General features: G+C 32.4%; 21 protein-coding genes and 4 pseudogenes. 6 read left to right on the top strand and 19 right to left on the bottom strand.

Translation table 11 applies throughout. From position 1 onward, the window contains the following. Positions 1–4: 4 nt before the first annotated feature. The 7 genes from ILT06_RS20645 to ILT06_RS20675 form a co-directional block, all read right to left on the bottom strand. Entirely contained in the window at positions 5–1,246 is a 1,242-nt protein-coding gene (locus ILT06_RS20645; protein ID WP_222655457.1) for an aminotransferase class V-fold PLP-dependent enzyme, read from the bottom strand. Further along, a complete protein-coding gene (locus ILT06_RS20650) occupies positions 1,221–2,144 on the bottom strand; it encodes an NAD-dependent epimerase/dehydratase family protein (protein ID WP_222655458.1) in 924 nt (307 codons plus the stop codon). The genes ILT06_RS20645 and ILT06_RS20650 overlap by 26 nt, the downstream gene beginning before the upstream one ends. Before the next feature lie 6 nt (positions 2,145–2,150). Continuing rightward, the gene (locus ILT06_RS20655; protein ID WP_222655459.1) at positions 2,151–3,308 is read right to left on the bottom strand and encodes a DegT/DnrJ/EryC1/StrS family aminotransferase; all 1,158 of its coding nucleotides are present in this window, start codon (positions 3,306–3,308) and stop codon (positions 2,151–2,153) included. 8 nt (positions 3,309–3,316) lie between these two features. Next, a complete protein-coding gene (locus tag ILT06_RS20660) occupies positions 3,317–4,645 on the bottom strand; it encodes a nucleotide sugar dehydrogenase (protein WP_222655460.1) in 1,329 nt (442 codons plus the stop codon). A 711-nt stretch (positions 4,646–5,356) separates the two neighbouring features. After that, entirely contained in the window at positions 5,357–5,833 is a 477-nt protein-coding gene (locus ILT06_RS20665) for a GNAT family N-acetyltransferase (RefSeq protein WP_222655461.1), read from the bottom strand. 219 nt (positions 5,834–6,052) lie between these two features. Next, positions 6,053–6,559, bottom strand: a complete 507-nt coding sequence (locus tag ILT06_RS20670; protein WP_222655462.1) for a GNAT family N-acetyltransferase — start codon at positions 6,557–6,559, stop codon at positions 6,053–6,055. A gap of 304 nt (positions 6,560–6,863) precedes the next feature. Further along, positions 6,864–7,511 (bottom strand): lysozyme family protein, encoded by a 648-nt coding sequence (locus ILT06_RS20675; RefSeq protein WP_222655463.1) that lies wholly within the window; start codon positions 7,509–7,511, stop codon positions 6,864–6,866. Between the two features lie 207 nt (positions 7,512–7,718). Between ILT06_RS20675 and ILT06_RS32615 the strand changes: the two are divergent. Further along, positions 7,719–7,838, top strand: a pseudogene (locus tag ILT06_RS32615) (vancomycin resistance histidine kinase VanS); the annotation flags it as partial. 78 nt (positions 7,839–7,916) lie between these two features. Here ILT06_RS32615 and ILT06_RS20680 read toward each other — a convergent pair. Further along, entirely contained in the window at positions 7,917–8,192 is a 276-nt protein-coding gene (locus ILT06_RS20680; RefSeq protein ID WP_308010602.1) for a YxeA family protein, read from the bottom strand. Between ILT06_RS20680 and ILT06_RS20685 the strand changes: the two are divergent. From ILT06_RS20685 to tnpB, 3 genes and pseudogenes are all read left to right on the top strand, one after another. Beyond that, a pseudogene (locus ILT06_RS20685) lies at positions 8,144–8,317 on the top strand (Y-family DNA polymerase); the annotation flags it as partial. The gene ILT06_RS20680 and the pseudogene ILT06_RS20685 sit on opposite strands and share 49 nt — an antisense overlap. Before the next feature lie 10 nt (positions 8,318–8,327). Continuing rightward, positions 8,328–8,653 (top strand): annotated as a pseudogene (locus ILT06_RS20690) (YolD-like family protein). A gap of 474 nt (positions 8,654–9,127) precedes the next feature. Further along, positions 9,128–10,249, top strand: coding sequence for an IS200/IS605 family element RNA-guided endonuclease TnpB (gene tnpB, locus ILT06_RS20695; RefSeq protein ID WP_222655465.1), 1,122 nt, complete (start codon positions 9,128–9,130; stop codon positions 10,247–10,249). A 562-nt stretch (positions 10,250–10,811) separates the two neighbouring features. On the opposite strand, the gene ILT06_RS20700 is transcribed toward tnpB, so the two are convergent. Beyond that, a complete protein-coding gene (locus ILT06_RS20700) occupies positions 10,812–11,609 on the bottom strand; it encodes a LysM peptidoglycan-binding domain-containing protein (RefSeq protein WP_222655466.1) in 798 nt (265 codons plus the stop codon). Between the two features lie 309 nt (positions 11,610–11,918). Here ILT06_RS20700 and ILT06_RS20705 point away from each other — a divergent pair, with 309 nt between their 5' ends. Further along, positions 11,919–12,392 carry a CDI toxin immunity protein gene (locus ILT06_RS20705; RefSeq protein ID WP_222655467.1) on the top strand — a complete coding sequence of 158 codons (474 nt, stop codon included), beginning with the start codon at positions 11,919–11,921 and terminating at the stop codon, positions 12,390–12,392. A gap of 215 nt (positions 12,393–12,607) precedes the next feature. On the opposite strand, the pseudogene ILT06_RS20710 reads toward ILT06_RS20705, so the two are convergent. The 5 genes and pseudogenes from ILT06_RS20710 to ILT06_RS20730 form a co-directional block, all read right to left on the bottom strand. Further along, positions 12,608–12,793 (bottom strand): annotated as a pseudogene (locus tag ILT06_RS20710) (hypothetical protein). 901 nt (positions 12,794–13,694) lie between these two features. Further along, entirely contained in the window at positions 13,695–14,579 is an 885-nt protein-coding gene (locus ILT06_RS20715; protein WP_098103478.1) for an Rpn family recombination-promoting nuclease/putative transposase, read from the bottom strand. Positions 14,580–14,911: 332 nt separating this feature from the next. After that, a complete protein-coding gene (locus ILT06_RS20720; RefSeq protein WP_222655468.1) occupies positions 14,912–15,580 on the bottom strand; it encodes a hypothetical protein in 669 nt (222 codons plus the stop codon). A gap of 513 nt (positions 15,581–16,093) precedes the next feature. Further along, entirely contained in the window at positions 16,094–17,065 is a 972-nt protein-coding gene (locus tag ILT06_RS20725; RefSeq protein WP_222655469.1) for a hypothetical protein, read from the bottom strand. Continuing rightward, positions 17,065–17,934 carry an RNA-binding protein gene (locus ILT06_RS20730; protein WP_222655470.1) on the bottom strand — a complete coding sequence of 290 codons (870 nt, stop codon included), beginning with the start codon at positions 17,932–17,934 and terminating at the stop codon, positions 17,065–17,067. The genes ILT06_RS20725 and ILT06_RS20730 overlap by 1 nt, the downstream gene beginning before the upstream one ends. A 259-nt stretch (positions 17,935–18,193) precedes the next feature. Here ILT06_RS20730 and ILT06_RS20735 point away from each other — a divergent pair, with 259 nt between their 5' ends. Then, entirely contained in the window at positions 18,194–19,249 is a 1,056-nt protein-coding gene (locus ILT06_RS20735; protein WP_222655471.1) for a hypothetical protein, read from the top strand. A gap of 200 nt (positions 19,250–19,449) precedes the next feature. On the opposite strand, the gene ILT06_RS20740 is transcribed toward ILT06_RS20735, so the two are convergent. The 5 genes from ILT06_RS20740 to ILT06_RS20760 form a co-directional block, all read right to left on the bottom strand. After that, positions 19,450–19,650 (bottom strand): helix-turn-helix transcriptional regulator, encoded by a 201-nt coding sequence (locus ILT06_RS20740; protein WP_062821607.1) that lies wholly within the window; start codon positions 19,648–19,650, stop codon positions 19,450–19,452. After that, positions 19,640–19,999: a DUF3796 domain-containing protein gene (locus ILT06_RS20745; RefSeq protein WP_000791545.1), complete on the bottom strand. Its 360-nt coding sequence runs from the start codon at positions 19,997–19,999 to the stop codon at positions 19,640–19,642. Before ILT06_RS20745 ends, ILT06_RS20740 begins: the two co-directional genes overlap by 11 nt. Positions 20,000–20,235: 236 nt before the next feature. Further along, the gene (locus tag ILT06_RS20750) at positions 20,236–20,832 is read right to left on the bottom strand and encodes a hypothetical protein (protein ID WP_222655472.1); all 597 of its coding nucleotides are present in this window, start codon (positions 20,830–20,832) and stop codon (positions 20,236–20,238) included. Positions 20,833–20,842: 10 nt separating this feature from the next. After that, positions 20,843–22,054, bottom strand: a complete 1,212-nt coding sequence (locus ILT06_RS20755; protein WP_222655473.1) for a bifunctional lytic transglycosylase/C40 family peptidase — start codon at positions 22,052–22,054, stop codon at positions 20,843–20,845. A gap of 27 nt (positions 22,055–22,081) precedes the next feature. Continuing rightward, entirely contained in the window at positions 22,082–24,562 is a 2,481-nt protein-coding gene (locus ILT06_RS20760) for a CD3337/EF1877 family mobilome membrane protein (RefSeq protein WP_222655474.1), read from the bottom strand. Between the last annotated feature and the right edge of the window lie 10 nt (positions 24,563–24,572).

Below are 24,572 nucleotides of genomic sequence, written 5' to 3' on the forward strand. Positions count from 1 at the left end.
CCTTTTAATTCTTATTCTCTAAATATTTTAGAATTTGACTACATATATACTTAAGGTCCTTGTTCTCTAAAGGATGTTTAAAAGGTATTGATAATACCCTTGGCCATAAATAATCTATATTTTCTGACTCAGTTGCGTACTTTGAAAAAATAGGGATCTCACTCAGGGGTAAATAATTCCAACAAGTTTGTATACCTTTTTCCGCTAAATGTACAGAACACTCATATCTATCAGATGGTTCTTTGAATATAATGGTAAAATAGTTCAAATAAACATTCTGAGCTGAAAATATAATCTTAACGCCATACTTTTCTTCAATTTCCTGCAGCATTGTATAACACAGACTAGCATTACATATATTTATGTCTAAAATCCTCTTTGTTTTCTGTAGGTGTTTATCAATTAACAATGAACGTACTATAGACATTCTTTTTGGATTTATAACGTCCGCTTTCTCCGGTAAAGAATCTAATTTACTATTATTATAGAAGGGCAGAATCTCTAATTCCCTCCAATAATTAGTAAATAAACTCAGTACTCTACTCTTTTTTATTCTTATAGCCAATTGTGTTTTTAAATGATTCTTATAATCTAAAATTACTTCTTCTTTCTTTTCTTCATCCATGTCACACAATTCACTTATTGTACGATTAAGAAGTAACGCCCCTCCCCCTATACTCGGGATTGGTTTAGTTCCCCCAAAACTTAAAATACCAATGTCGCCTAAACTACCAACTGGCTTTCCATTTTGATAAGAAAACATTGCTTGTGCAGCATCATCGATGATATAAATATTATTTTCTCTAGCCCAGTCAATAATTTCTAAATCGTCATGACATCCATACAAGTGTGTAAGAATAATTGCCTTTGTATTAGCATTCAAATGTTTTTTTATTTTATTAAGAGAAATTGAATGATTCGTGTTTAAATCAATTAATACAGGTTTTGCTCCCACTGTTAATATTGCTTCTATCACATTCGGACAATTAAAGTTTGATAGAATCACTTCATCTCCCTTTACTACTTTTAGGTACTTTAAACCAACAACTAATGCAGATGTACCACTATTAGTTAATATAATTTCTGCATCCGGATAAAAAGCTTGAAGGCTTTTTTTTAGGTTAGAATTATTAGGTCTATATACACTTTTCAAAAAAAACACATGATCAGATATACTCCAAAGAGAAGAATATATGGGATACTTAATTTTCTTTGGATTCTTAGGATATAGATACTGTGTTTCCATACTTCTCCCCTATTATTATCTCTAGTCCTTTATCTAATGAAATAATTGGTTGATAGTTTAAAAATAATTTAGCTTTCTCTATTGAAGGGATTCTTCTAAATATTTCAATACTAGAATTTCTGACTCCCTCTTCACCTAAATTAAGAAATTTAATTTTACTTTTATTTCCCATTAATTCATTAATTTTTATTGCTAGTTCTTCCATAGATATAGGTTTGTTATTGCCAATATTAAAATCTGCAAAGTTCTCTCCTTCATATTCAAAGGCTAGTATAGTTCCGTTAACAATGTCACTTATATAACTAAAACATCTAATTTGCTGTCCATCTCCATAAATAGTAATATCTTCGCCACTATGAGCTTGTTTTAAAAACTTAGAAATTACAAAGTTATCATTTTGTTGTGAACCGTATACATTAAAATAACGTACCACTCTGATTTTCAAACTATTACTAGCATATTCTTTCAAATAATCTTCGGACATTAATTTAGCTTTTCCATAAGCTGATTTTGGAATTTTAATATCATTTTCTTTAAACGGAACACTCAAGCCATCCCCATATACCTCTGAACTGGAAGAAAATAACAATTTTTCTATACCATTTTCGCTACAAACCTGTACAATATTTTTCGTACCTTCAAAGTTCACCATCACTACATCTTCTTCATTTAAACGGCAATTATCAACACCCACTAAGGCAGCTAAATGGATTATCCCATCGACATTAATAAAATTTTCTCTTAATGTTGCAATATCTAAAATATCAATTTCCTTAAAGGGAACATCAATACTTGGTTTAAATTTATCAAATATCACTACTTCATAACCCCTTGCTAATAACTCCTTTGTAACATGCTTACCGATAAATCCGCTGCCACCAATAACCCCGATTTTCATAAATATTTACCTCCCTATTTTTAATTGATATAGACTTTTTAAAGACGTTATAATATGTTCAACTTCATTGTCTGTAAGAGCACTATATAGTGGTAATGAAATAATTTGATTAAATATTTCTTCCGTTTTAGGTAAATATACGTTAAATCTCTCTTCATAATACGGATGCATATGAACAGGAATAAAGTGAACACTAAGCCCAATATTTTTCTTTTTCATTTCTTGAATTACCTGATCTCTACTAATAGGAGAATTAGAATTAATTTTTATAACAAATAAATGCCATGCGTGTTTTACACTTGGATCGTTAGTATAATTAGGTAACGTTATATACTCTTGAACCTCTTTTAATTCCTCTTGGTACCTTTCAGCTATTCTCTTGCGTTTTTCAATCATTTCATCAGCTCTTTTTAACTGACTAATACCCAAACTAGCTTGTAGATCCATCATGTTATATTTAAACCCAGGTAATAGAACATCATAACGCCAGCTTCCTTCTTCACCATAACGATTCCATGCATTTTTCGTGATACCATGCCAACCATATAATCTAGCTTTTTCAGCAATCGATTCATTTTTAGTGACTAACGCTCCCCCTTCACCTGTTGTTATATTTTTTGTGGCATAAAAACTGAAACAAGTAACATCTCCATGTGTACCAATTAAAGTATTATCATATTTTGTTCCTAATGCATGCGCTGCATCCTCTATCAAAAACAGTCCGTATTCTTTACATAATTTTTGAAGTTCTTTTAATTTAGCCGGGTATCCAGCAAAATGTACTGCAATAATTGCTTTCGTTTTTTTAGTGATTTTTCTTTTAACATCCTGAAGATCAAGACATAAATTCTCTTCATCTATGTCTACAAATACTGGTTTTGCACCTACATGCATAATAACGTTTACACTAGAACAAAAAGTAAAACTTGGAACTATTACCTCATCTTCTAATCCAACTCCCAGAGACAATAATGCTAAATGTAATGCGGCAGTCCCTGAATTACAACTTACTACATGTTCAGTATTCAGATATTCTTTTAAATTCTCTTCAAACTCTATCACTTTTGGCCCCTTTGAAAGCCATCCAGATTTAAGGGCAGAAACTACCCTATCTATATCTTCATCATTGATTTCCGGTCGATAAAAAGGAATAAACTCTACCATGTAATCACCTACAAACTTATAATATTTTTTTTATATACTGATTCATCTTTAAATATGTTTCTTGTGTCTAAAATTAAGCAATTTACCTCATTAAGCAATTTAAAATTAATGCAATCATGATCCGTATGAACAATAATTAAAGCGTATTTGTCTAATTGACTTAGGTTTAAATCTATAGATTTTTTCAATGTGTTATTGCCCACAATGAGTTCCTCTATAAACGGATCGTAATAATCCACGTTATAGTCTTCTATCATTAAATTATTCATAATATCCAAAGCTGGCGATTCCCTAGCATCATTAACATTCTTTTTATATGCTACCCCAACCATAAGAATATTCTTACCATCTTTATCATGTAGTAACTGTAGTGCTCTATTAAGAACATACTTAGGCATGTTTTCATTAATTTCTCTTGCCACATCAATCATTTTTGTTGCTAAATCCTTATTATTTGCAATCCACTTAAAATAAATAGGATCAATCGGAATACAGTGTCCTCCTACGCCAGGACCAGGATAGAATTTTTGAAATCCAAATGGCTTAGTTCCTGAGGCATCAATTACTTCCCAAATATTTATATTTAACTCATTACAAATTTGTGTCATTTCATTAATAAAAGCGATATTTATAAAACGATACGTATTTTCTAATAACTTAGCTGTCTCTGCTACTTCTGGACTGCTTACCTTATGAATATCCTTAATTAAATTACTATAGAAGGCTGCTGCACAATCGGTACAATTAGATGTAACTCCACCTACGATTTTTATAATATCTTGAATTGAAAACGATTGATTTGCAGGATCAATTCGCTCTGGAGAGTATGCTACAAATATATCTACTCCAATTTTAAAATTAGTTTTCTGTTCTAATTTGTATAAAACTTCTTCCCTTGTAGTACCTGGATAAGTAGTACTTTCTAAGATAATTAATGTACCTTTTTTAATGTATTTAACTATTTCATCAACTGCTGAATGAATATATGTTAAATCTGGTTGTTTACTAGTTCTTTCTAATGGTGTAGGAACACATATAACTACAACATCACATTCGTTTATATAATTCATTTCTGCACTAACAAAAAATCTATTTGTATGTAAAGCATCTTGGATTTCAGTATCTTGAATATCACTGATATAACTTATTCCACGTTCTAGTTTTCTTATTTTTGCTGAGTTTTTATCAAAACCTCTTACCGCATAACCTACTTCTAAACATTTAAGAGCCGATGGTAGTCCAACATAACCTAGGCCTACATATCCAATACACGCATTTTTATTTGCAATTTTTTCAAATAATAAACTTTTAGTTTCATTATTTAATACTGTGACCATTACTTATCACTTCCCCAAAAGATTTGATATTAAAATGCTTACTAGCAAATAATAACTGTGCGTTCTAAAATCCCATGGATGCATATAAAATACTGAATTAGCAACAAACTACATTTTTAGCACTATCAATCCTCCTAATTTAATAAACATCTAAATTTGTAGAAAACTCATCTGAAATATCAAGGTGTTATTTATATCTATAATATTCACACGTTATTTTTTGGAATTCAATTGATATTTTTCTAATTTTTTACTTTCTCAATATATAATAATATTTATAATTCAGAAAATTCTTTTTTGAATTATAAATATTATTATATTATTAAAACAACATAATAGTTGTTATATCTACATTTAGTACGATTTTCATCCATAAATAAAGAAAAAATTTCAATTATAATTATCCAATAAATTCCATTATTTAGTTGTTTAAATGAACATTTAATTATAACTAAAATGGATGAGTTTCATGTTTTTTACTTTTCATTAAAATTAATGGAAAAAGATCTATCTGAATTATAAAAAACAATTTGAAATATATTCAAATTGTTGACATAACAGATGAATTTATTAATACTTGTTGATTTTGTAATAATTCTCAAATACATATACTCCCTAATGCTACCCACAACTCATAATGCCGCATTACATCAAAAAAATCGCAACCCTCTACATTTAATGGATGTTGCGATTTTTATGTACAAATAATTTTTATAAATTTTGCGTTAACCTAATCATATCCATACATTGAATACCATTTTCATATATTTCTTCATTATAATTTCGTAAGAAAAAGTCCTTATCCACACTAGTTATTCTAAAACCACATTTTTGATAAAGGCCTAATTGCATTAAACTAGAATTTCCTGTGCCTATTTCTATAGTTTTATATTCTTCTTTTTTAGCATAGTCTATAGCGAATCCAAGCAAATATTTCCCATATCCTTTTCCTTGCTCTTTTTCAGAAACTGCTATATTTATAATCTCAATTGTTTCAGTTCGGGTAGGAATTAAAATCATAATACCTACAGTAACAGCATCTTTTTTTAATACAAAACAATCTCCCTTTTTAAGATACCCATTAACTACTTCTGTTGAGGGATCAGCAAGCAATAATAAATCCATTTCCTCCATGTTAATACTTGTACTTTTTTCTATACTAATTCTATCCCCATTATTTAATTCCATTTCTAACATCCTCCCAATTAATATTTTCAATTAATATCTTAAATGAATTCCTTCTTATAAGACAATATCAACAACAATAGTAATTTACATAATGCCAATTCCATCGTCTTACGCTATGATTGGCTGACCGTTTCCATCAAATTGTTTCCATTCATATTCTAGCTACTGCTTTTACAACTTCAGGAGGAACATTTTCTTTTAATGATGCGTTATGAGGCCTTACTCCTCTTCTAAAATAGCGTAATAATATTCGTCCCACCATTCATTCCCATGTGGTATACACTTCCTGAAATAGCCTTCTCTTCTCATTCCAATCTTCTCCATCACTCGATATGATGGTATATTCTGTGGCTGACATGTAGCTATAATTCTATGTAACTTCAATTCCTTAAACCCATATTCCAATGTAGCTTGTGCTGCTTCAGAAGCATATCCTTTATTGAAATACTTAGGATTGAACACCCAACCAATCTCATATGTATGCTCACCAAAATATTTATGAAAAACAATATGACCAATTAGGATATTTTCATCTATTAATACCACAGGAAAGTTCTTAGCGTTTTCACCAATGTTTTCATTCACAAAGTTTCTTGTATCTTCTTCAGTAAAAAAAACTTCAGGTATGTATTTCATAACATTGATATCTGATGTATACTCATGAACTGCTTGCCAATCTTTGAACTCAAATTTTCGTATTAATAATCTTTCTGTTTTTATAAACATTTACTTTTCCCCCTCAAAAAATTGCAACTATATTTTAAATCCACTTTTAACCCTTAAAACAAAAAGAACTTGTAGGAATCTCTACAAGTTCTTTTTGTTTTAAGGTGAAAATACGGGCCAAACAAACTATCTTACAGCTTGACTGTAGAAACTTTAGGGGTAATGCTTTGACAAATATATTATATAACAAATATTAACATCTAAGGGATTTATTTTTGAAAATTATGTGAATTAAGAAAGAAAGTAGTTTTTTTCTTAGATATTATTATTAATAACTGGGTATCATTATATTTCATTCTGCAACTTATTTAGAAGAGCTATGTACATTTCGAAGAAGTTCTTCAATATGTTTTGTTTTTTCATTTACCTTTGTGGCATATGTGAAATCACCATAACAATATGGATACCTAAAATTATTTTTATTTCCACCACAAGTATACATCGCTGGATTTTGATCAACTTTCATCTTAGAAAACTTTTTGGCTGAATCCTCCGAGTGTTGTTTAACTTCTTGACTAGCAATAAAATCAATATACCCTGGCCCCATATTATAGCTTTGAATAATTGTATCCATGCTGACATCCTTGTCCGTTCCATATTTGTACATTTTAGCAAAGTGCTTTACCCCTTGTTCAATGCTCAAGCTTGTCTCTTGAATTTCATTTGGCTTTAATCCAATTGATTCAGAAGACTGCATAGGATCGTTTCCCTCACCTCTACTCTCTTGATACATAATTCCTAATAAAACTGCTGTTTTTTCTCCTAAATTATATTTTTCTAATTCTTTTTTCAAGGTAGACTCATATTGCAATACACGCTTTTCTGTGGCTAGCGCTTTATTTTGTTGAATATTGGTTTTATGATTAAAATATAGCATTCCAAGTATTGTTCCTAAACCTAAAATACAAATAAGTAACACTTTTATAATTTGGTTTTTACTTATATCCTTCATAATATTACTCCTCGTATAAGAAATTCAATTTTCCAAAGATAATTGGTTATTTACAAACTATGTAATGAACATCTATCTCCCGCACTTTTTTAGACTCAAACATCAATACTTTAAGGTTTTAAGTTTAATATAAAAATTTAAAGATAAGGTAAAGATAAGATAAAGGGCATTTTTTAGCGTACTTTAAAAGATATTGGTACAAAGTGATATGTGGGACAACTTGTTGATATGAATGGATTTAGTGATAATTGAGAGGTTATCGTACAAGTTATTAATTTTGGAGATATCATTCCAGAAGATTTACCCTATCTTTTCAATATGCTTTATATAAAAAACTAAAACATAACATATAATAAAAAACGGCGAACCCTCTACGTAGGAGAATCCACCATCACAAATAACTGATTATTTCACACCTAGTATTTCTTTTGCTTTCTTAGGGAGCTCGTCTTCCTGCACTTCCTCCCAAGCTGTTACACCTTTTTTCTCTGAGTGATATACACGTAGGAATGCTTCTTTACGAAGTTTCTTTTGTGCCATAAATTCTAACTCTTTTTCTTTACCTTCCTTATCAAAACCCGATAATGTATATTCATACTCCTTTCCCATCACTTTACCATCCATAGATTTTGAAACTTCCTCTTTTTGACAATGTAATACAACGAGAAAAAGAAATGAAATTAACGAAGGTAATGGATGAAATACGCACTAAGTTTGGTAAGAACAGCATATTAAGAGGAATTTCTTATACAAATAGTGCTACAGCAAGATACAGAAACACATTGTTAGGAGGACACAAATCATGACAACGCTAATATGCCAAAGGGAAGAGGAATGGTGAAATGGACGCCATTTGCTGCAATGACAGAACAATTTGATGGTATACGTGAGATTATTAAGGAAAAGAATAAAGTAGCACGTCCAATCTTAACTTCTGAAAAAAAGAACTTATCGAGAACATGTTATTATGCTCATTACTATCTGAAGAAGAGGTGTTGATTACATATTACGAAGATGGCTATTTGCTTACTAACTATATGACCGTAACTGATATTGATCCATTGAATTGTTCTATACTATGTACAGATGCTTTTTATAACAGAATTAATCTTAAATTCATGGATATTATTGATGTAAAATAAAAGAATTCCATGCTAAGTATAAATGTTAAATGTGATGATTGCGCTCCCCCCTTGAAATAAATGAATTCGAAGCTAAGGATATGAAACTATATTTTAAAGATATAATAAATGAAACTTGAGTCAAAAATATCTTATAGTAAAAGAGACTCCATTATAGAGTCTCTTTTGCTAGTATACTCATATGGAAGTATCTACTGTAGAATAAAAATAAAGTTGTTTAATTTTTGATAAAAAATATTTCACCAAACGAAAAAATAACAATAAAGTCGTTTGAAAATCTAAGTTTTATCATTTTAGCCAAGAAGACTCCTTCCTCAAGGAACGCGAAGTGAGTAGGTGGGAGATGAATTGGCTTCGGACAAGAGATGGCAGGAAGCCATCTTAATTGTTCGACATACATAAACTGTTACTTTACCATCTATCGAATATATGTTTGTTGTATGATAGACATATGCAGAACTGGAGGTAAAATCAATGATGATTAATAAAGCATATAAATTTCGTATCTATCCAAATAAAACACAAGCAACCCTAATTAATAAAACAATTGGCTGTTCTCGTTTTGTATTCAATTATTTCCTATCTCTATGGGATAACGCATACAAAGAGACGGGGAAAGGTTTGACATATGGTACATGCTCTGCCAAACTTCCTGCCATGAAGAAAGAGTTTGTTTGGCTAAAAGAAGTGGATAGTATTGCGATTCAGTCGTCTGTTCGCAACCTTGCGGATGCTTATACACGCTTTTTCAAAAAACAAAACAGTGCCCCGCATTTCAAATCTAAGAAGAACAACGTACAATCTTATACCACAAAACAAACAAATGAAAACATTTCTGTTGTAGGAAACAAGATAAAGTTGCCGAAACTAGGCCTTGTTCGATTTGCCAAAAGTCGCGAAGTAGAGGGGCGTATTGTAAATGCTACAGTTAGACGGAACCCTTCTGGCAGATACTTTGTATCATTGTTAGTCGAAACAGAAGTGCAAGAACTTCCGAAAACACATTCTTACATTGGAATGGATGTGGGACTAAAAGATTTCGCCATTTTGTCAGATGGAACAACCTATAAAAATCCGAAGTTTTTTCGATCATTAGAAGAGAAGTTGGCAAAAGCACAGCGTATTCTTTCTAGAAGAATGAAAGGATCTTCTCGATGGAATAAACAACGAGTAAAAGTAGCTAGAATTCATGAATACATGACGAATGCTAGAAAAGATTACTTGGACAAAATCTCGACTGAAATCATCAAAAACCACGATGTTATCGGTATAGAGGATTTGCAAGTATCGGATATGTTAAAGAATCATAAGTTAGCAAAAGCAATTAGTGAGGTATCATGGTCACAGTTTCGAATCATGTTGGAATACAAAGCAAAATGGTACGGCAAACAAGTCATTGTCGTATCGAAAACATTTGCCTCCAGCCAATTATGTTCTTGTTGTGGATATCAAAACAAAGACGTTAAAAATCTAAACCTACGTAAATGGGACTGCCCCTTTTATCGTACACACCATGATAGGGATATTAACGCAAGTATCAATCTAAAGAATGAAGCGATAAGGCTTCTAACCGCAAGGACTGTGGAGATAGCCTAATAAATTAGAGTTAGATAGAACTCTTTACTTAGGAATCCCCCTCTTCTAAACGAAGTGAAAGTGGGGGAGTTCAAAGAAAACTAACTGTACAATACGCAAAAGAATCCAATCCAAACGCATTTAAAATTCTTTGATTAAAGAGATAAAACATCGCAACTTTGTTCAAAGCTTCGCGTCTTTCTTACAAACATCGTGGATTTATTTCAAACCCACAGAAAGAACATTATCAGAGCGGTTTTGATATAGATGTAAAACTACTATATTTCCAAAGAACGTGTATAAACTGTGACAAACAAAAGATATAGTGTTAATAGCAATAATATTAATACACAAGTAAAATACACGATAGAAATACGCTTTCTATTCTCTTTCCAATTACGTATGCTGGAAATTATAAAACTTACTATCACCATGCAACAAATTCCTACCAAAAACACCAATACATACTCGTGAATAATAACACCACAAATTAAAAATACAACTGCTAATATTGCTAATAGTGAATGTATTACACGCAAAAATAACCTCTCCTTATCTCATTGGAAACTCCGCTAATATATTATTATTTAGCAAACAGATGGTTTCCAATTTGTGCAACGGTTTGACGTGTTGTAATCCATTTGTCAGTCGATGTTTGAGGATTATAGAAATAAAGCCAATCAGAATTTGTTCCTTTTGAAGTGAGAGCCTCTTCTACTGCCATTCTTGCTTCCTGTGTAGCAGGCTGATTAATTCTACCGTCTGTAACAGGAGTAAATGCATAACCATTTTTAATCGGTTCGTAAATTACGCCTGTAATTGTATTTGAAAAACCATTTGCGTTAGCACGATTTAATACTACCTTTGCAACTGCAACCTTTCCTGCATGCGGCTCTCCCCCTGCTTCTGCATTTACTAATCGAGCCATTAAATCCACTTCTTGTAATGAAATACCAGTATCAATCTTTAAGTGCTGACCGACAAAAATATGGTTTTCGTCTACGTTATTGTTTTGTTTTATTGACTGTATTGAAACCTTATATTGTTGTGATATAGAACTTAATGTATCCCCACTTTTCACTTGGTAAATTGCTTGATATGTATTAGTTGAAACTGGTGAATTATTTTTTTGAACATATTTGTTTGCAGTTGACGATACCGGAATTGTTAAACGTTCTCCAATATAAATTTGATCATTTGCTTTATTATTTTCTTGTTTAAGTGATTGTACTGATACCTCATATTGTTTACTTATTGCTTCTAGGGTATCATTTTTTTGAACCGTATAAACCGTTGAAGCCGCAGTCCCTACTGGATTTGATACTACTGTAATCATTGCAGCAGATAATGGTAACCAGGTTTTCGCCTTACATAAATTCATTCAAAAAAGCCTCCTAAAAATTATTATGTACTCTTAATATGTTTAAGTTAAAAACAAATCAAGCTATTTATAGCGTAACAAAACATTGAATTCAAGTCATTGAATTTGTATTTCTATATAATAATTGGGTTGCTTATGATATTGAAATTGAATTATTATAGTTATGTTTCAAAAGAATCGGACAATCTAATTCTTAAACTAAATATGGTGAAAGTAGAGGCTTATTTCAATTGCCTAATAGTTTCTTTACTAAGAACTGTTACTATATGCTATACTGACTCCTAATTAATTGTAGAAGGAATGATAAAAATGAGTGATAGATCCTCAAGACGATGGAAAATGCAACAAAAGTTACGGGCACTGAAAACAAAAAATAGCAATGATACAAACCCTTTGTTTAATGAATGTATTGAATCTCTCGGAGAGGAAACTCTCATTTTCTCTCAAAATAAAAGCCAACAAATTGCAAATACTTTAATAAATTCATTTCCTATAACTGTCTCTGGAAGAATAGATTGGGAACAGATAGACAATCAATTAATAGCTTTAAATAAAGAGCAACTAATTTCCCTTATTAAAGAAAACAAACCAGGTTTTGATGAACAAATTTTTATACTATGGGATAACTATGAAATCCCTGTAATAAGCACAAATCTTGATAAAGTATTCCAATCACTAGTTGATATTGATGCAGTCAGTTTTTATTTCTGGTTATTGGATAAAGAATATAAATTTATAATTGAAATAAAAAATGAAGAAATGATTATGGTTGGATTTCGCTAATAATCCATTCCACTTTCCTCATTCTCTTTTTCTATAAATGAGCTTTTTCCTAGTAGGTTATAGCAAACGACAAGAATATTATTTTTTTCTTCTAATTTCGTGCTTATATTCGTTTATTTTGTTATATTTCCTTAACAACAAACAAGACGCCACCCAGATTACAGAAGCGCCTACAATACTTGCTATAAACTTAACAAAACTTATTTACCTTCACGTCATTTATTTCTTTGTTTCCATACCCCATTTTCTTTACGATAAGTATTCTTTCCATTCATGAATCCCGCTGTATTACCAGGAATTCAATATTTCTTATTCTTAGCTTTCTTCTTCATCCTCTTTTCTTCTTGAACAGTTTGCAGATCCACCTTCCATTGTTTCAGCAAATCCTCTTTACGTCGCATCGAATTTGTACCCCTTATATTGAAATATTAATTCAATAATCACATTATATACATTTAAATATTTTTTCAATAAAAAGATAGCACCCTCGCTACTGGTGCTATCAGTGTGAATTGGGGTTATCCTGAGCATTGAATAGGACACGAAGAACTCGTCCTATTACATAATATGCTTGTCCCTATTATAATGTGCATTAAAAAAGCAGCCTCGCACAGGTGCCAAATGATACATATAATTTGAGGTAACTAGCATGTTCGAAAAGACCCTTCCATGTATGATTCGATTATCTTTATACCTAAATGACTCCTTAAATATGTTTAATGTGTAATTTCTATATAACTAAAAAAAAGCAACCGCATCATATAACTTTCTATCTTTCTTTAGCTATTCGCTTTACGTTTAGTGGTTGAGAGAAGACTAAGAATCTTCTCATTTATACTCCATAAGTCCAATCATTACTTCTGTTGTCTCATCGCCTTCGCTAACCGATTATGGTTACACAACATGATACCCATAAAACATTTACATCTATATATATAGTTGTAAAAATAAATAGTTAAGCGTTAAAATAGCATAGGTTCTCTTTAGGGAGTTCTCATCTAAATTAGCAAGAGTTTAAAAATTCTCGAATCTTAGCCCCTTGGAGCGCCCTCCAAGGGGCTGAACTAATTAACATATAGATTTTATGTACCTTTATTATTTTTTAACAACCTTATTAATCGTGAATACATTTCACGTTCTTCTTTCAACTTTTCTATATAATTGTGAGCAGCATGAAAAACATCAAAAAATTGATTAAGAAAAAGCACTGCCAAAATCTTCAGCAATGCTTTCCCATTAAACATACTATGATAATGAACGTCTAATTTTTTCTACTCATGAGTTCTGTATACCCATATATATTTATTTTAGATTTAAGATACGTTCTATTTCCTTCACACTCAACTTACTTGCTTTTGCAATAGTTTCAAGTGGTACACCAATTTCATGCATTCCTCGAATCATCTGCATCTTACCTTGCTCAATGCCTTTTTCCATGCCTTCTTGTTCTGCATGAGCTAACTTAGCTTGTTCATCTAGAAGTAATTTCTCCCGAGCTTCGTATGCTGTTCGGAAAGAAGAATCATGGCTCATATTTTCCCATTTATTTATTGCCTTTTGTAAAATTGGATCTTGATTCATCGCAATCTCCTCCAATGTTTGAGTTAAATGTTCATCTTCATGTGCTGGTAATAGTAACATCCAACGAACAAATGTATTTTCCCACGGGTTTACTTTTTCTTCACGCCATTGTTTTACCAATTTCGGTATCTCTACAAAATGGATTTCAATGTCGTCACTTAATAGTTGCTGCATTTTAGTATTCCATAATTGTCCGGTGGTATGAAATGCATCATCCTGAGAAAATAAAATAAAGTCTAGTAAGTTAATGGTAATCGTTTTCCGAAGTGAACGATATGGCATTCCTTCTTGCATTTGGGATGTATAAAGTTTACTCCAGTAATATAAAGATCGCTTTACCATATCATGTGTATTTCGAAGCTGAATTTCGATATTTACTTGCGTTCCATTATCTAGTGTTGCTAATAGGTCTAAAATCGATAACTTATCATCTTCATAAGATTTATGGAGATGTGGATCATCTAATTGTAGCGATGTAATAGGTGCATCTAAAGATTCCTCTAAAATTGCATTTAAGAAACCCGTTAAAATTTCCTCATTTCCTTTCGTTCCAAATAACTGTTTAAAAGCAAAATCAATGCGTAAATTTACTAATTTAGTGGACATGGATTTCCTCTCCCTGCCTATATTATCTCTTATCCTTATTGTACATAAAAAAAGGTAGAACTTGCAAACAGGCTCTTATGTTATCAAGTTGTCTAAACCTATAAAAACTTGTGATTCCGACAAAATGGTATTTTTGATTCCACATGCACCTCTATTTCTATATCTAATTCCTCATTTTTAACAGCCTTATATAAATTCTTTAAATGCTCAATTTTTTCCAAGGCGCTTTGTTTTAAATATTCTTCGGCTCCTACTATTTTTAAATTAATATCCCCCTCATACAACACTTTATCTTTATAATATTTCCTATAATATTACACTTTAAAGAGAAACTAAAAACTCATTTCATCATTTTTCTTTTCTGAATTCCTACTTAATATTACTAGTTTTAGTTGTTCATAGATTTTCTGTGTATCTGGTGTACTTTCAGCTTGTCTACGCTTACGTTTTACCGTCGTACCATTTTCCACTATTACATCATCTTTAGTTTCTGCGACCATTTCCAGGTGTTCAAGTACCGCAATAAGTTCTAATCCTTCCATTCCTTCTGACTCTTTAACTTCATCTGCATCATCAATTATTTCTAGCTTTTCTGTTTTTATAATTTTCTCTTTTTCTATGTTAACTTCAGAAGCTTCAATGACCTCTAAAGGTTTATTTTTAACATTTACTTTTTTATTTGCTTTTGATATAGCATTTTTCACTTTCATCGCTCTTAAAGAAGAGGATATTTGATTTAGTATTCTTCCTAACCCATAGAAACGAATTGCTTCAACTATGACACCCATTACAATTCCAAAAATCCATGAATTCGAAAAATAACCAACTAAGCCAAACGTTATAACTCCTGGTAAATATAAGCTGGCATAGGCTATTAAGTTAGGTATAGCTTTTTCTACTGTTAATTTGAAGCTATATTTAATTATTATATATATAGTACTTAACCCCACTATTAAACCAGCCAGACCTATTAGCAAATTTTTAAAAGTTTCACCTACCATTATAATTTCCTCCCTTAATGCTTTAATTTTAATAACTCGTAGTGTTTTCACATTACAAATTAACAAATCATCGCACTTTCTTTATAGAAAACCTCTAAATAATGGGACCAGCTTAATTGTTTTTAAATATAAAAACCCTTTCAGGTATATGAATAATTGCAAGCAGTTTTGCTCTACAAAATCATAGCCCCAAAAGGGTTATATTAGTAATTGATTATGAAAAGTAAGAAAAAAAGAAAGTCTTATCTATATAATACCTTTAATTATCTTAATTTTCAATATATAATAGTTAGTTCTTCTAATCGATAAAAACAAAAAAATTAGCAAAAACAGGCCTTCTTTCTCGCAATGGTGTATTATAAATTATTAATCAATATATACATATAATTCATTCCCTGAAATCTATAAAAAATAAAAGTAGATATATTTCAAACAAAAGTTGAGTTGTGAATATCAATTCATCGTTAGAACAACAGAGAGCCGCTTCAGCATATTTACCTGAAGCAGCTCTTGTTATCTCAAAAATGGTAATGTTGCTTGTTGAATTCCGTTTTGTGTTGAGATATAAAAAGATTTTGCGAATCCCTCACTGTGAATACCTTCGTCTATTAAAAGCATTATAGGAATCTTTCGTAAGTCTAACATTAGCTCCTTTCTAACATGTTCTGCTAAAGCAAGATTAGATATAGATAATATAAAAATTCCTGGTAAACTCTTCGTGTTTTCGAAATTCAATAAATTATTTGGTCCATTTTGAATTTGATCTTCCCAAATTCTCAATCTCGATTTCAAATGTTGTGCATATCGCTGACCTTGTTGTACCCTTTCAAATATGAAGTTTTGATTTCCAATTGGAGTTTTAATTTCTCCAACAGCAATGGGATTATATCCATTACCAGTACCTTTTAGCTTCGGATACCAGCACCAGTTTGTTAATAACTGTTGGCCTATTGCAAACTCATATTTTATTTGATTCATAGTGACAAATCTTTGTACCCCCGCTACTCCAAGTTTTAACCACTGTTCTGGCTTCAAAGAATAGTTTGTATTACGGTTATGATAAGCCCACATCATCAAATAACCAGCAGTATTTAGAGTAATTGGAGCAGAGGTTTTAGGCTGATCCGGAAATAGCCCCGATTTTATCTCCCATCTACTAACAAATCCATACAGTGCCAGTTTTTTCAGCGATTCTGAAACCTGAGACCTACTAATTTTGGATTCCACAAAATTTTTAATTTGAGCTTCAGTAATCGCTAATGAATCCCAAATAAGCTTTAGTATTAAATTATCTTTTTCATTTATAAAACCTGAATTAATTCTGTCATAAATACTACGTAAATCTGTGAGTGGTTTGAATTTATCTGGAAGAATTGGTCCCCCCTGTAAAGAGGGGTCATCCCAAAGTGATAAAGATTGGTCCCTATTAAGCCAATATTGAACCGCCTTTCCATTCTCTTGTACGGAAACCTGCGGCGCACTCATTAGTTATATAAAAACGCCGTTGGATCGTTAACTTTTTTGCGTCCAAATGGAAACTTAAAGATAACCCCCGACCCTCTCTCTTTTTCCACATCCACACTTACAATTCTCATACTTACTAGGTCATCCAATACTGGCTGTTCGATTGTTTTAGGGACAATTCCTTTAATTGTGCAGCCTTGGTCCAATTCAACAAAAACTCCAAAACGCGGGTCAACATTTACAACCCTTCCTACAATTGTATCCCCTTCAGCTAATTCAGATAATAACTGATAAGGATTTTCCACGGCTGCTTTTCTAGAAACGTGGATTAGTCGCTGTTCTGGATTAAATTGTAGAACCTTAACTGGAATGCGTTCACCAATAGGCGCATAGCGATCCCCAGCGTTTTTATATACTCTTCCATAGTTTAGTTCATGTAATTTCATGAAGCATTCCGCACCATTAATGCGTAAAAATATAGTAGGAACCTGAGCATTCATGTTATACCCAGTTACCTCTGCTTCGTATGTTGGTTCTTGCAATTTTTCATCCTGCTCCAATTCTATTAATTCACGAATTAAAGCGTCTGCCGATCTCCTACTTGCTTCTTTTACTGATACCTGAACTTTATTTACATCCAGTTCATCAGACATTTGAGTAATTACTACATTAAAAATATTACCTGTGAATTGAGTAATACTTCTAAAAGAATAATCAGAGAAGTCTTCTTTTTTACAAATACCTATAATCTTACCGTTTTCAAGGGCAAACTCAGCGTATTCAGTATCTGGATCTTCTTTATCATGTCTTTTAACCGTTCTCAATACTGCTTGAATTGGCTCTTTATATCTACGTAGTGCCTGTAGCTTTTCATAAGTTTTTGAATCCATAAAAATATCTCCTCTCCCTCGCTCAATATTTATAAAATTCGAAAATAATACTTCTACTTGGATTATTGATACTTTTAACTGGGAAACTAAGTGTTTTAGAAATATTTTCTAAAATTTTTAAAACTAGCTCTGATCCTTATCTTATTTGTAAAAGTTAATGTTAAAATAGTTGTATATTTAATCAATTAAATTTTTATCAAAAACTAATCCAATATGAACTATTCTTTTATTTTCAATTTTGATTGCGAGGGGAAAAAGAATGCGTAAACTGTTTAATGAAAAAAGGATATTAGAAAAAGAAACCGAGGAAGGTTCGCTTTATTTCATATTACCTACAGAGGCATTTCAGAAATACGTAGGACTTTGGGGGTATCTAATACGACCTAGAGAATTTCATAAACCTGTGAAGTGGGTAAATACATATAAAATGCACTCTTTGGATTCCTACGTATTACTAAATGAATTTAACCCTAACGAATATGAATACATGATTTTTGAAGAGTTTGGTTTAGCCAAACAGCTAAATCAAATATTGACTTCTCATGGAATAAATATAAACAATAGCTTTGAAGAATTTTTGAATATAGCAGAAATACCAGCAGCTGCTGTAGAAGAAATAAGAGATTGTTTAATTAAAAATGAGTGTATGAACGTTTATCCAGAAGATTTCCCTATTGTAGATGGGTATGAATATGCATTTGCAGGAGAAAAGAAAAAATTCATTGTTGAAACTGAAGATCATTATGATAATGTTACTTTGTATGATCAAACCCATTACTTTTCCGATCATTACATTGTGGAATCATACAAAAAAACAATTAACGAGCAACATACATTCTTATACAAAACACATTACGATGAGTGGTATCAACTTTATTCTTTAGATACAAGTGATAAGTGCTGGGTTTTTAAAGAAGTCTTGGAAGATGAATTGGATAACCTACCACTCTCCTCATATGAAAAAATGATAACTGAAAAAAGAGAGATTCCACAAGAAGAGATAAATTATCAATTAAATTTAAAGAAATTACATGACCCTAATACTGAATGTGATTTTTATTATTCTGACAAGATGTTTGCTTTAGGCTTCTTAAATAATGGGGGAAGAATTAATGTAGTAAACATTGATGGAGAATTAAAAAGGTATAGCGAGATGGTTTTTAAAGGGGAACAGCCATTCTCAAAATGGGACGATTTAGTATATGTAGGTACAGCAGCGCAAAAGGAAATACAAGAAGATATTCTAACAGAGCAAGAAATGATGCAATTTGCTGTTTATATGAGAGAAAAAAAGGAAAAGTCTTCATTACATTAATTTGTTAGATGTTGGTTTGAAATAAAGTTTAATCAAAAAAACTCCACAAATCTATATTAGATGATAAATAAGAAGACTCCATTTTGAAAAAAGATTAATCAAAATGGAGTCTTTTGTTAGAAATCCAAATCTAGTTTTTATAAAAAAGATTAATCAAAACTCATAGACATATTTATTACAACAATTTACCTATACCTAACCTATTCTTCAAACCAAAACAGAACTTCAATAGGTGCGTTCAAAACCTTCGCAATATCATAAGTAAGCTTGAATGAAGGATTATATTTTCCATTTTCGAGATTGCCAATTGTTTCTCTTCTGACACCAACTTCATTGGCTAAATCTTCTTGAGACATACTTAGCTTTACCCTATATTCTTTCATTCGAGTTTTAAGTGGCATCTTGCATCCCTTTCTTTTCTCTACGCTCAAATATTTCTAAATTAATTATGAATGTACCTAAAGGTATGAAAAACGAAAATATAACAAAGAACCGAATTACATGTAGATTTTCAAAAATAAAAACACTTAAGAGTAGTATACTACCTAATACTAGTGCTATGAAAAAGGCTCTTGTAGCTGCGAGGCGAACATGTAGCATAAAAAGCTCATCTGGTACGACTTTTGCATATGCAAAGAAGAAAAAGAAACCGAAAAAATAAGATGCCCATGAAATATTACCTAAAAATGAGAACGGACCTAAAAAACCCAAAAAACCGAGAAATCCTAAATAAGCTAATTTATTTTTCATATAAACCTCCTGTGTGATATATTTCGCTCTTTATGATATAAATATATCACATTTACTTAGGGAAAAATAGGATTTAAAACAGTACGACTTTTTTATAAGCAGTTAATCTTTTTTCAAAACGGTTAAACTTTATTTCAAACCTACATTAGGTATCAAAAATAACTACTAAAAGCAAAAGGGCCCTCTCTACTCAAGAAAAATAGAAAAGGCCCTTTTATTATTAATATTTTCTTAGCTTATGGCATTTGATCTCGTAAATCTGCTAATGGGATAACCTTGTCAACGAGCCATAATTTCTTATTTCCATCATAAATTAAATTGATTTGCATTAATGACATGTTTTCTGATGATACACCATTGATAATCATTTTACTTTTAACTTTAGCAAGTACGTTTGCTTTGGTGGTATCCATGAAAGCATAGTACAATTCGCCACCAATGTACTCTGATTTAAAAGCTAACTTTTTCTTATCTTTTTCTTCTGCAGTACTTGAAGCTGGTGGGTTTGGTGCACCAGGAGGCGTCAATTCCTTCTTCGCATTTGGAGTTATATACGCTTCAACATTTATAAGATATGATTCTCCTTTGCCAGTATCATATGTTCGGAATGCCTTCAAAAACCTCTCAGCTGCTTCCTTTACCTGTTGTTGATTATTACTCTTTAAAGCTAGTAATTCCTTCTCAGTATCCTTATATCGTGATTCTATTTTTAGTATTTTCTTAGACAACTTTTCCTTTTCATCTTTGATTTGGGCATTATCTGCGTTTATTTTAAAATTTAATCCTATGCTAACTATAAGCAATACGATTAATAAAATTGTTGTTTTTTTCACTTCACCCCTCCTATCTTTCCACCCTACCATAACCCGCAAAATGCTGTTGCCAATACGGTGTATTTAAATCTGCATAACCTATTGGATCTCCTGCATGGAACATACGATTGTTACCAACATAAATTCCAATATGTGAAATGCCTGGTTTATACGTACCTTGGAAAAATATTAAATCCCCTGGTTGTGGATCATTGGTTCGCTGTGTCATTTTAAATTGTGTTTCTGCAGTACCAACTAAATTAATACCTGCTTGCCCATATACCCACTGAATGAGTCCACTACAATCAAATGATGATTGTGGTGTTCTTCCTCCCCAAACGTAAGGCCACCCCTGATATTTAATGGCTTCATCCATTACCTTTTTAAATAATTCATCTCCACCGGCTACTGGTCCACCACCACTACCACCTTGATAATATCTTAGTACATGCGGAACATAGTCTGGATCACCATAGCACCAATTATTAGCTACTGCCTCTGCACTTCGCCAAGAACCACATTTATAACCAGTTTTCGCTGTCTGTTCTGCAGAAAACGCTCTTGCATTCGCGTGAGAATATCCTCCATTAGAAAGTGCGTAGTTTGCATAACCAGTTCCATAGTTGTAGCACTGTAATGTAATATTTGGATCGCCGTTGGATTTTTCATGACAATCTGCAAAATGCATTAAACCATATTTAATACTTTCTTCTGGATCTGTAAAATAACCAGGAGGATGATTTTGTGATTCGGAACTTTGCATAACGTCCAACTGGGTTCCAGAACTTTCTTGCTGAATAAGAGCTAATATTAATGGGGTCATCGCTTCTATACCGTGTTGAGCTGCATATTTCCTTACTAACGGCTCCCATCTCATTACTTCAGGACTAACACTTGCAGTACCTGGTGTAAAAGGACCACCAATTCCTCCAGAACTGACTTCATCTTCACTCATATTAGCAGTTAATAAAAATATCACTATACCTAAACCTGCAACAACAGCCAAAATAACACCGGCTACTATTAATAATGGCTTTGCAACAGCTACTGTAGCTGCCTTCTGTGCTACTTTAACTGCTACTTTCTTACCTACTTGTGCAACTGCTTTACCCGCTACTTTTGTACCTTTACCAGCCGCCTTCCCTAAAGAATGGCCTGCCTTTTTCAAGGCAGGCTTAGCATTCCCTAGTTCAGCTTCAGGATGATGTTCATTTTCAAAGTCGCGATTTGGTTCCGCACTCAATGTATAAACCCTCCCTCACAAGCTGAATTATTTTGGTTTTATAGTTTCTTTCGCTTTTACATTTTTTAAAGCTTCTTGTTGTGTTTGTGCTTTCGTTTCAACTTTTTTAATTGCTGCCCCTTCTTTTACCTGTTGTTGATTATTTACTTTAGGAACATTTTTAGTTGGTTGTGAATTAACCGGTTTTACCTCTACTTGCTTTTGCGGTGTACTTACATGTGAAGTAGTGACTGGTTTACTCTCAATCGGGTTCGGTTTTGATGGTGTCATCCCCGACTGCGGTGCTGTAATTGGTTTACTCTCAATCGGATTCGATTGTAATGGTGTTGTTCCTGACTGTGGTGTTGTGATTGGTTTACTCTCAATCGGATTCGATTGCAATGGTGTTGTTCCTGACTGTGGTGTTGTGATTGGCTTACTTTCCATCGGATTCGATTGCAATGGTGTTGTTCCTAACTGTGGTGTTGTGATTGGCTTACTTTCCATCGGATTCGATTGTAATGGCGTTGTTCCTGACTGTGGTGTTGTGATTGGCTTACTTTCCATCGGATTCGATTGTAATGGTGTTGTTCCTGACTGTGGTGTTGTGATTGGCTTACTTTCCATCGGATTCGATTGTAATGGCGTTGTTCCTGACTGTGGTGTTGTGATTGGCTTTGTTTGACCTGTTGGTGTTTTAATTGTTGCTGCTGGTTTTGCTTCTGCTTTTACATCTTCTTCTTTATTATTTAGTTCCTCATTTGATTGCGCTACTGGTTTAACGTCCGCTTTTACATCCTCTTCTTTACCTTTTAGTTCTGCCTGTTGCATTTCAGGATCATTACCTTCATGATTCCCTCGTACTGCTAATTCTGGATTCTCTTTAGTTGCGGCTACTTCTTCCTTAACTCTTTCTTGCTCCTGATTTCCTTTTCTATCGCGAACACCTAAATTTTCTTCTTTTTTCATTTGATTTATATTTTTTTCTTTTTCTGCTTGCATTTGTTCTTTTTCCTTGCGTTTACCATCTGCTACCTTTTCTTTTCTATCTGCATAGTTTTCTTTCAACTGTTTAAACTTACTGTAGCCTGATTTACCCACTTTTCCTGCCACCGCAGCACTTGCAAGACCCGCGGCGCCAGCTACCGCTACACCTCTTCCAACTGTCTTAGATCCACGTCTAACATCACGATATTTCTGCCTAATATTACTCATAGCATCTGAAGCTCTTGCTGCTCCTGCACTTGCCGGTACTGTAGTAATTGCATCGAAAATTGTTTTACGGTATAACCAAACACCTAAGAATGAAAGTACTTGTAATGCAGCTACAACTAAATATCCATATTTATCAGTAGCGCTAAATAGGATTGACGATACCCAAAACATTAAAGTTACCAGAAAGCCAATTGCTACTTTCATTAAAAGTGTTCTAAATAATTCAGCTAAGAACCTTTTAGCTGTTCCAGTCCAGGCTGGAACTAATGCCATTAATAACATTACAGGTGACATTAAAGCTACAATAATAAACATTAATTGATAGAATAACATCGCCATACTGCATAATCCAAGAACAATCCATAAAGGTAGATTTATTGCTCCAAGTAATAATACAAGTGCTCCTCTTTCAAAAGTAGCATCTAACGAGAGTGTTTGGTTTTTCTGAACCTCAACTTCATCCTTTAAAAGAGCTTTTCTTTCATCAGGATCTGTCGTTGTTAACATTTTCTTAATTCTCTCATCACCAATTTTTTTCATATCTGTTGTACCAAACTGTAATAACGTATAAGGTTGTTTGATTAATAGAGTATGCGTTAAATCAGTGATAGAATCGACACCACTTGAATATCCTTCACTTGCTCCACTAATACTTTGAGTTGAATCAAGAACAGTTTTATTTACTTGTTCAGAGAAAGTGTTCAGTCCTTTGATAATATAGCTAGAATTTGCGAAAAAAGCTAAAGTGAAAACTAAAATACCTAATGCTTTTAACAATCCTCCTAGCATCTCTGACTGGCGTCGTTGTACAAAGCCTACCCAGATAACCCAGCAAGCTAATAAAGCTAACATGAGTCCAATTAATTCACTATATATTCCATTACCCCAAGAACCATTGAAGCCTGCCGCTTTAGAGATTACATCACCTAACTTATCTCCAACATCAGCTACTATATTTAAACTCATTGATTGGCCTACCATACTAGTCACAAAACTACTAATTGCAAGGTTTACTGACCATCCAATACTAATTAATATAAAAATAGTTGCTACAATTTGTTCTTTAATATTGTCTTTCCATTTCCAAAATTTAAGAGATTCTCCAAACCCACCTTCTGGGGTATAAACATCAATTCCATAACTACTTGGTGGGTATTCCTCATATTTTAATTTCTCTTTATTTTTAGGAATAATGTCGTCTATAAGTGAAGGCCTTGGCTCTTCATCTGCATAGACTGGTGCAGCTTTAAAAAGTAAATTAAAGGCTAAAAGAAATGTACAAACCAATAACAATAGGGTAATAAACTTTTTCATTACATGTTAC

The organism is Bacillus sp. 17RED48 (assembly GCF_019837545.1).
GTDB classification, from domain to species: domain Bacteria; phylum Bacillota; class Bacilli; order Bacillales; family Bacillaceae_G; genus Bacillus_A; species Bacillus_A wiedmannii.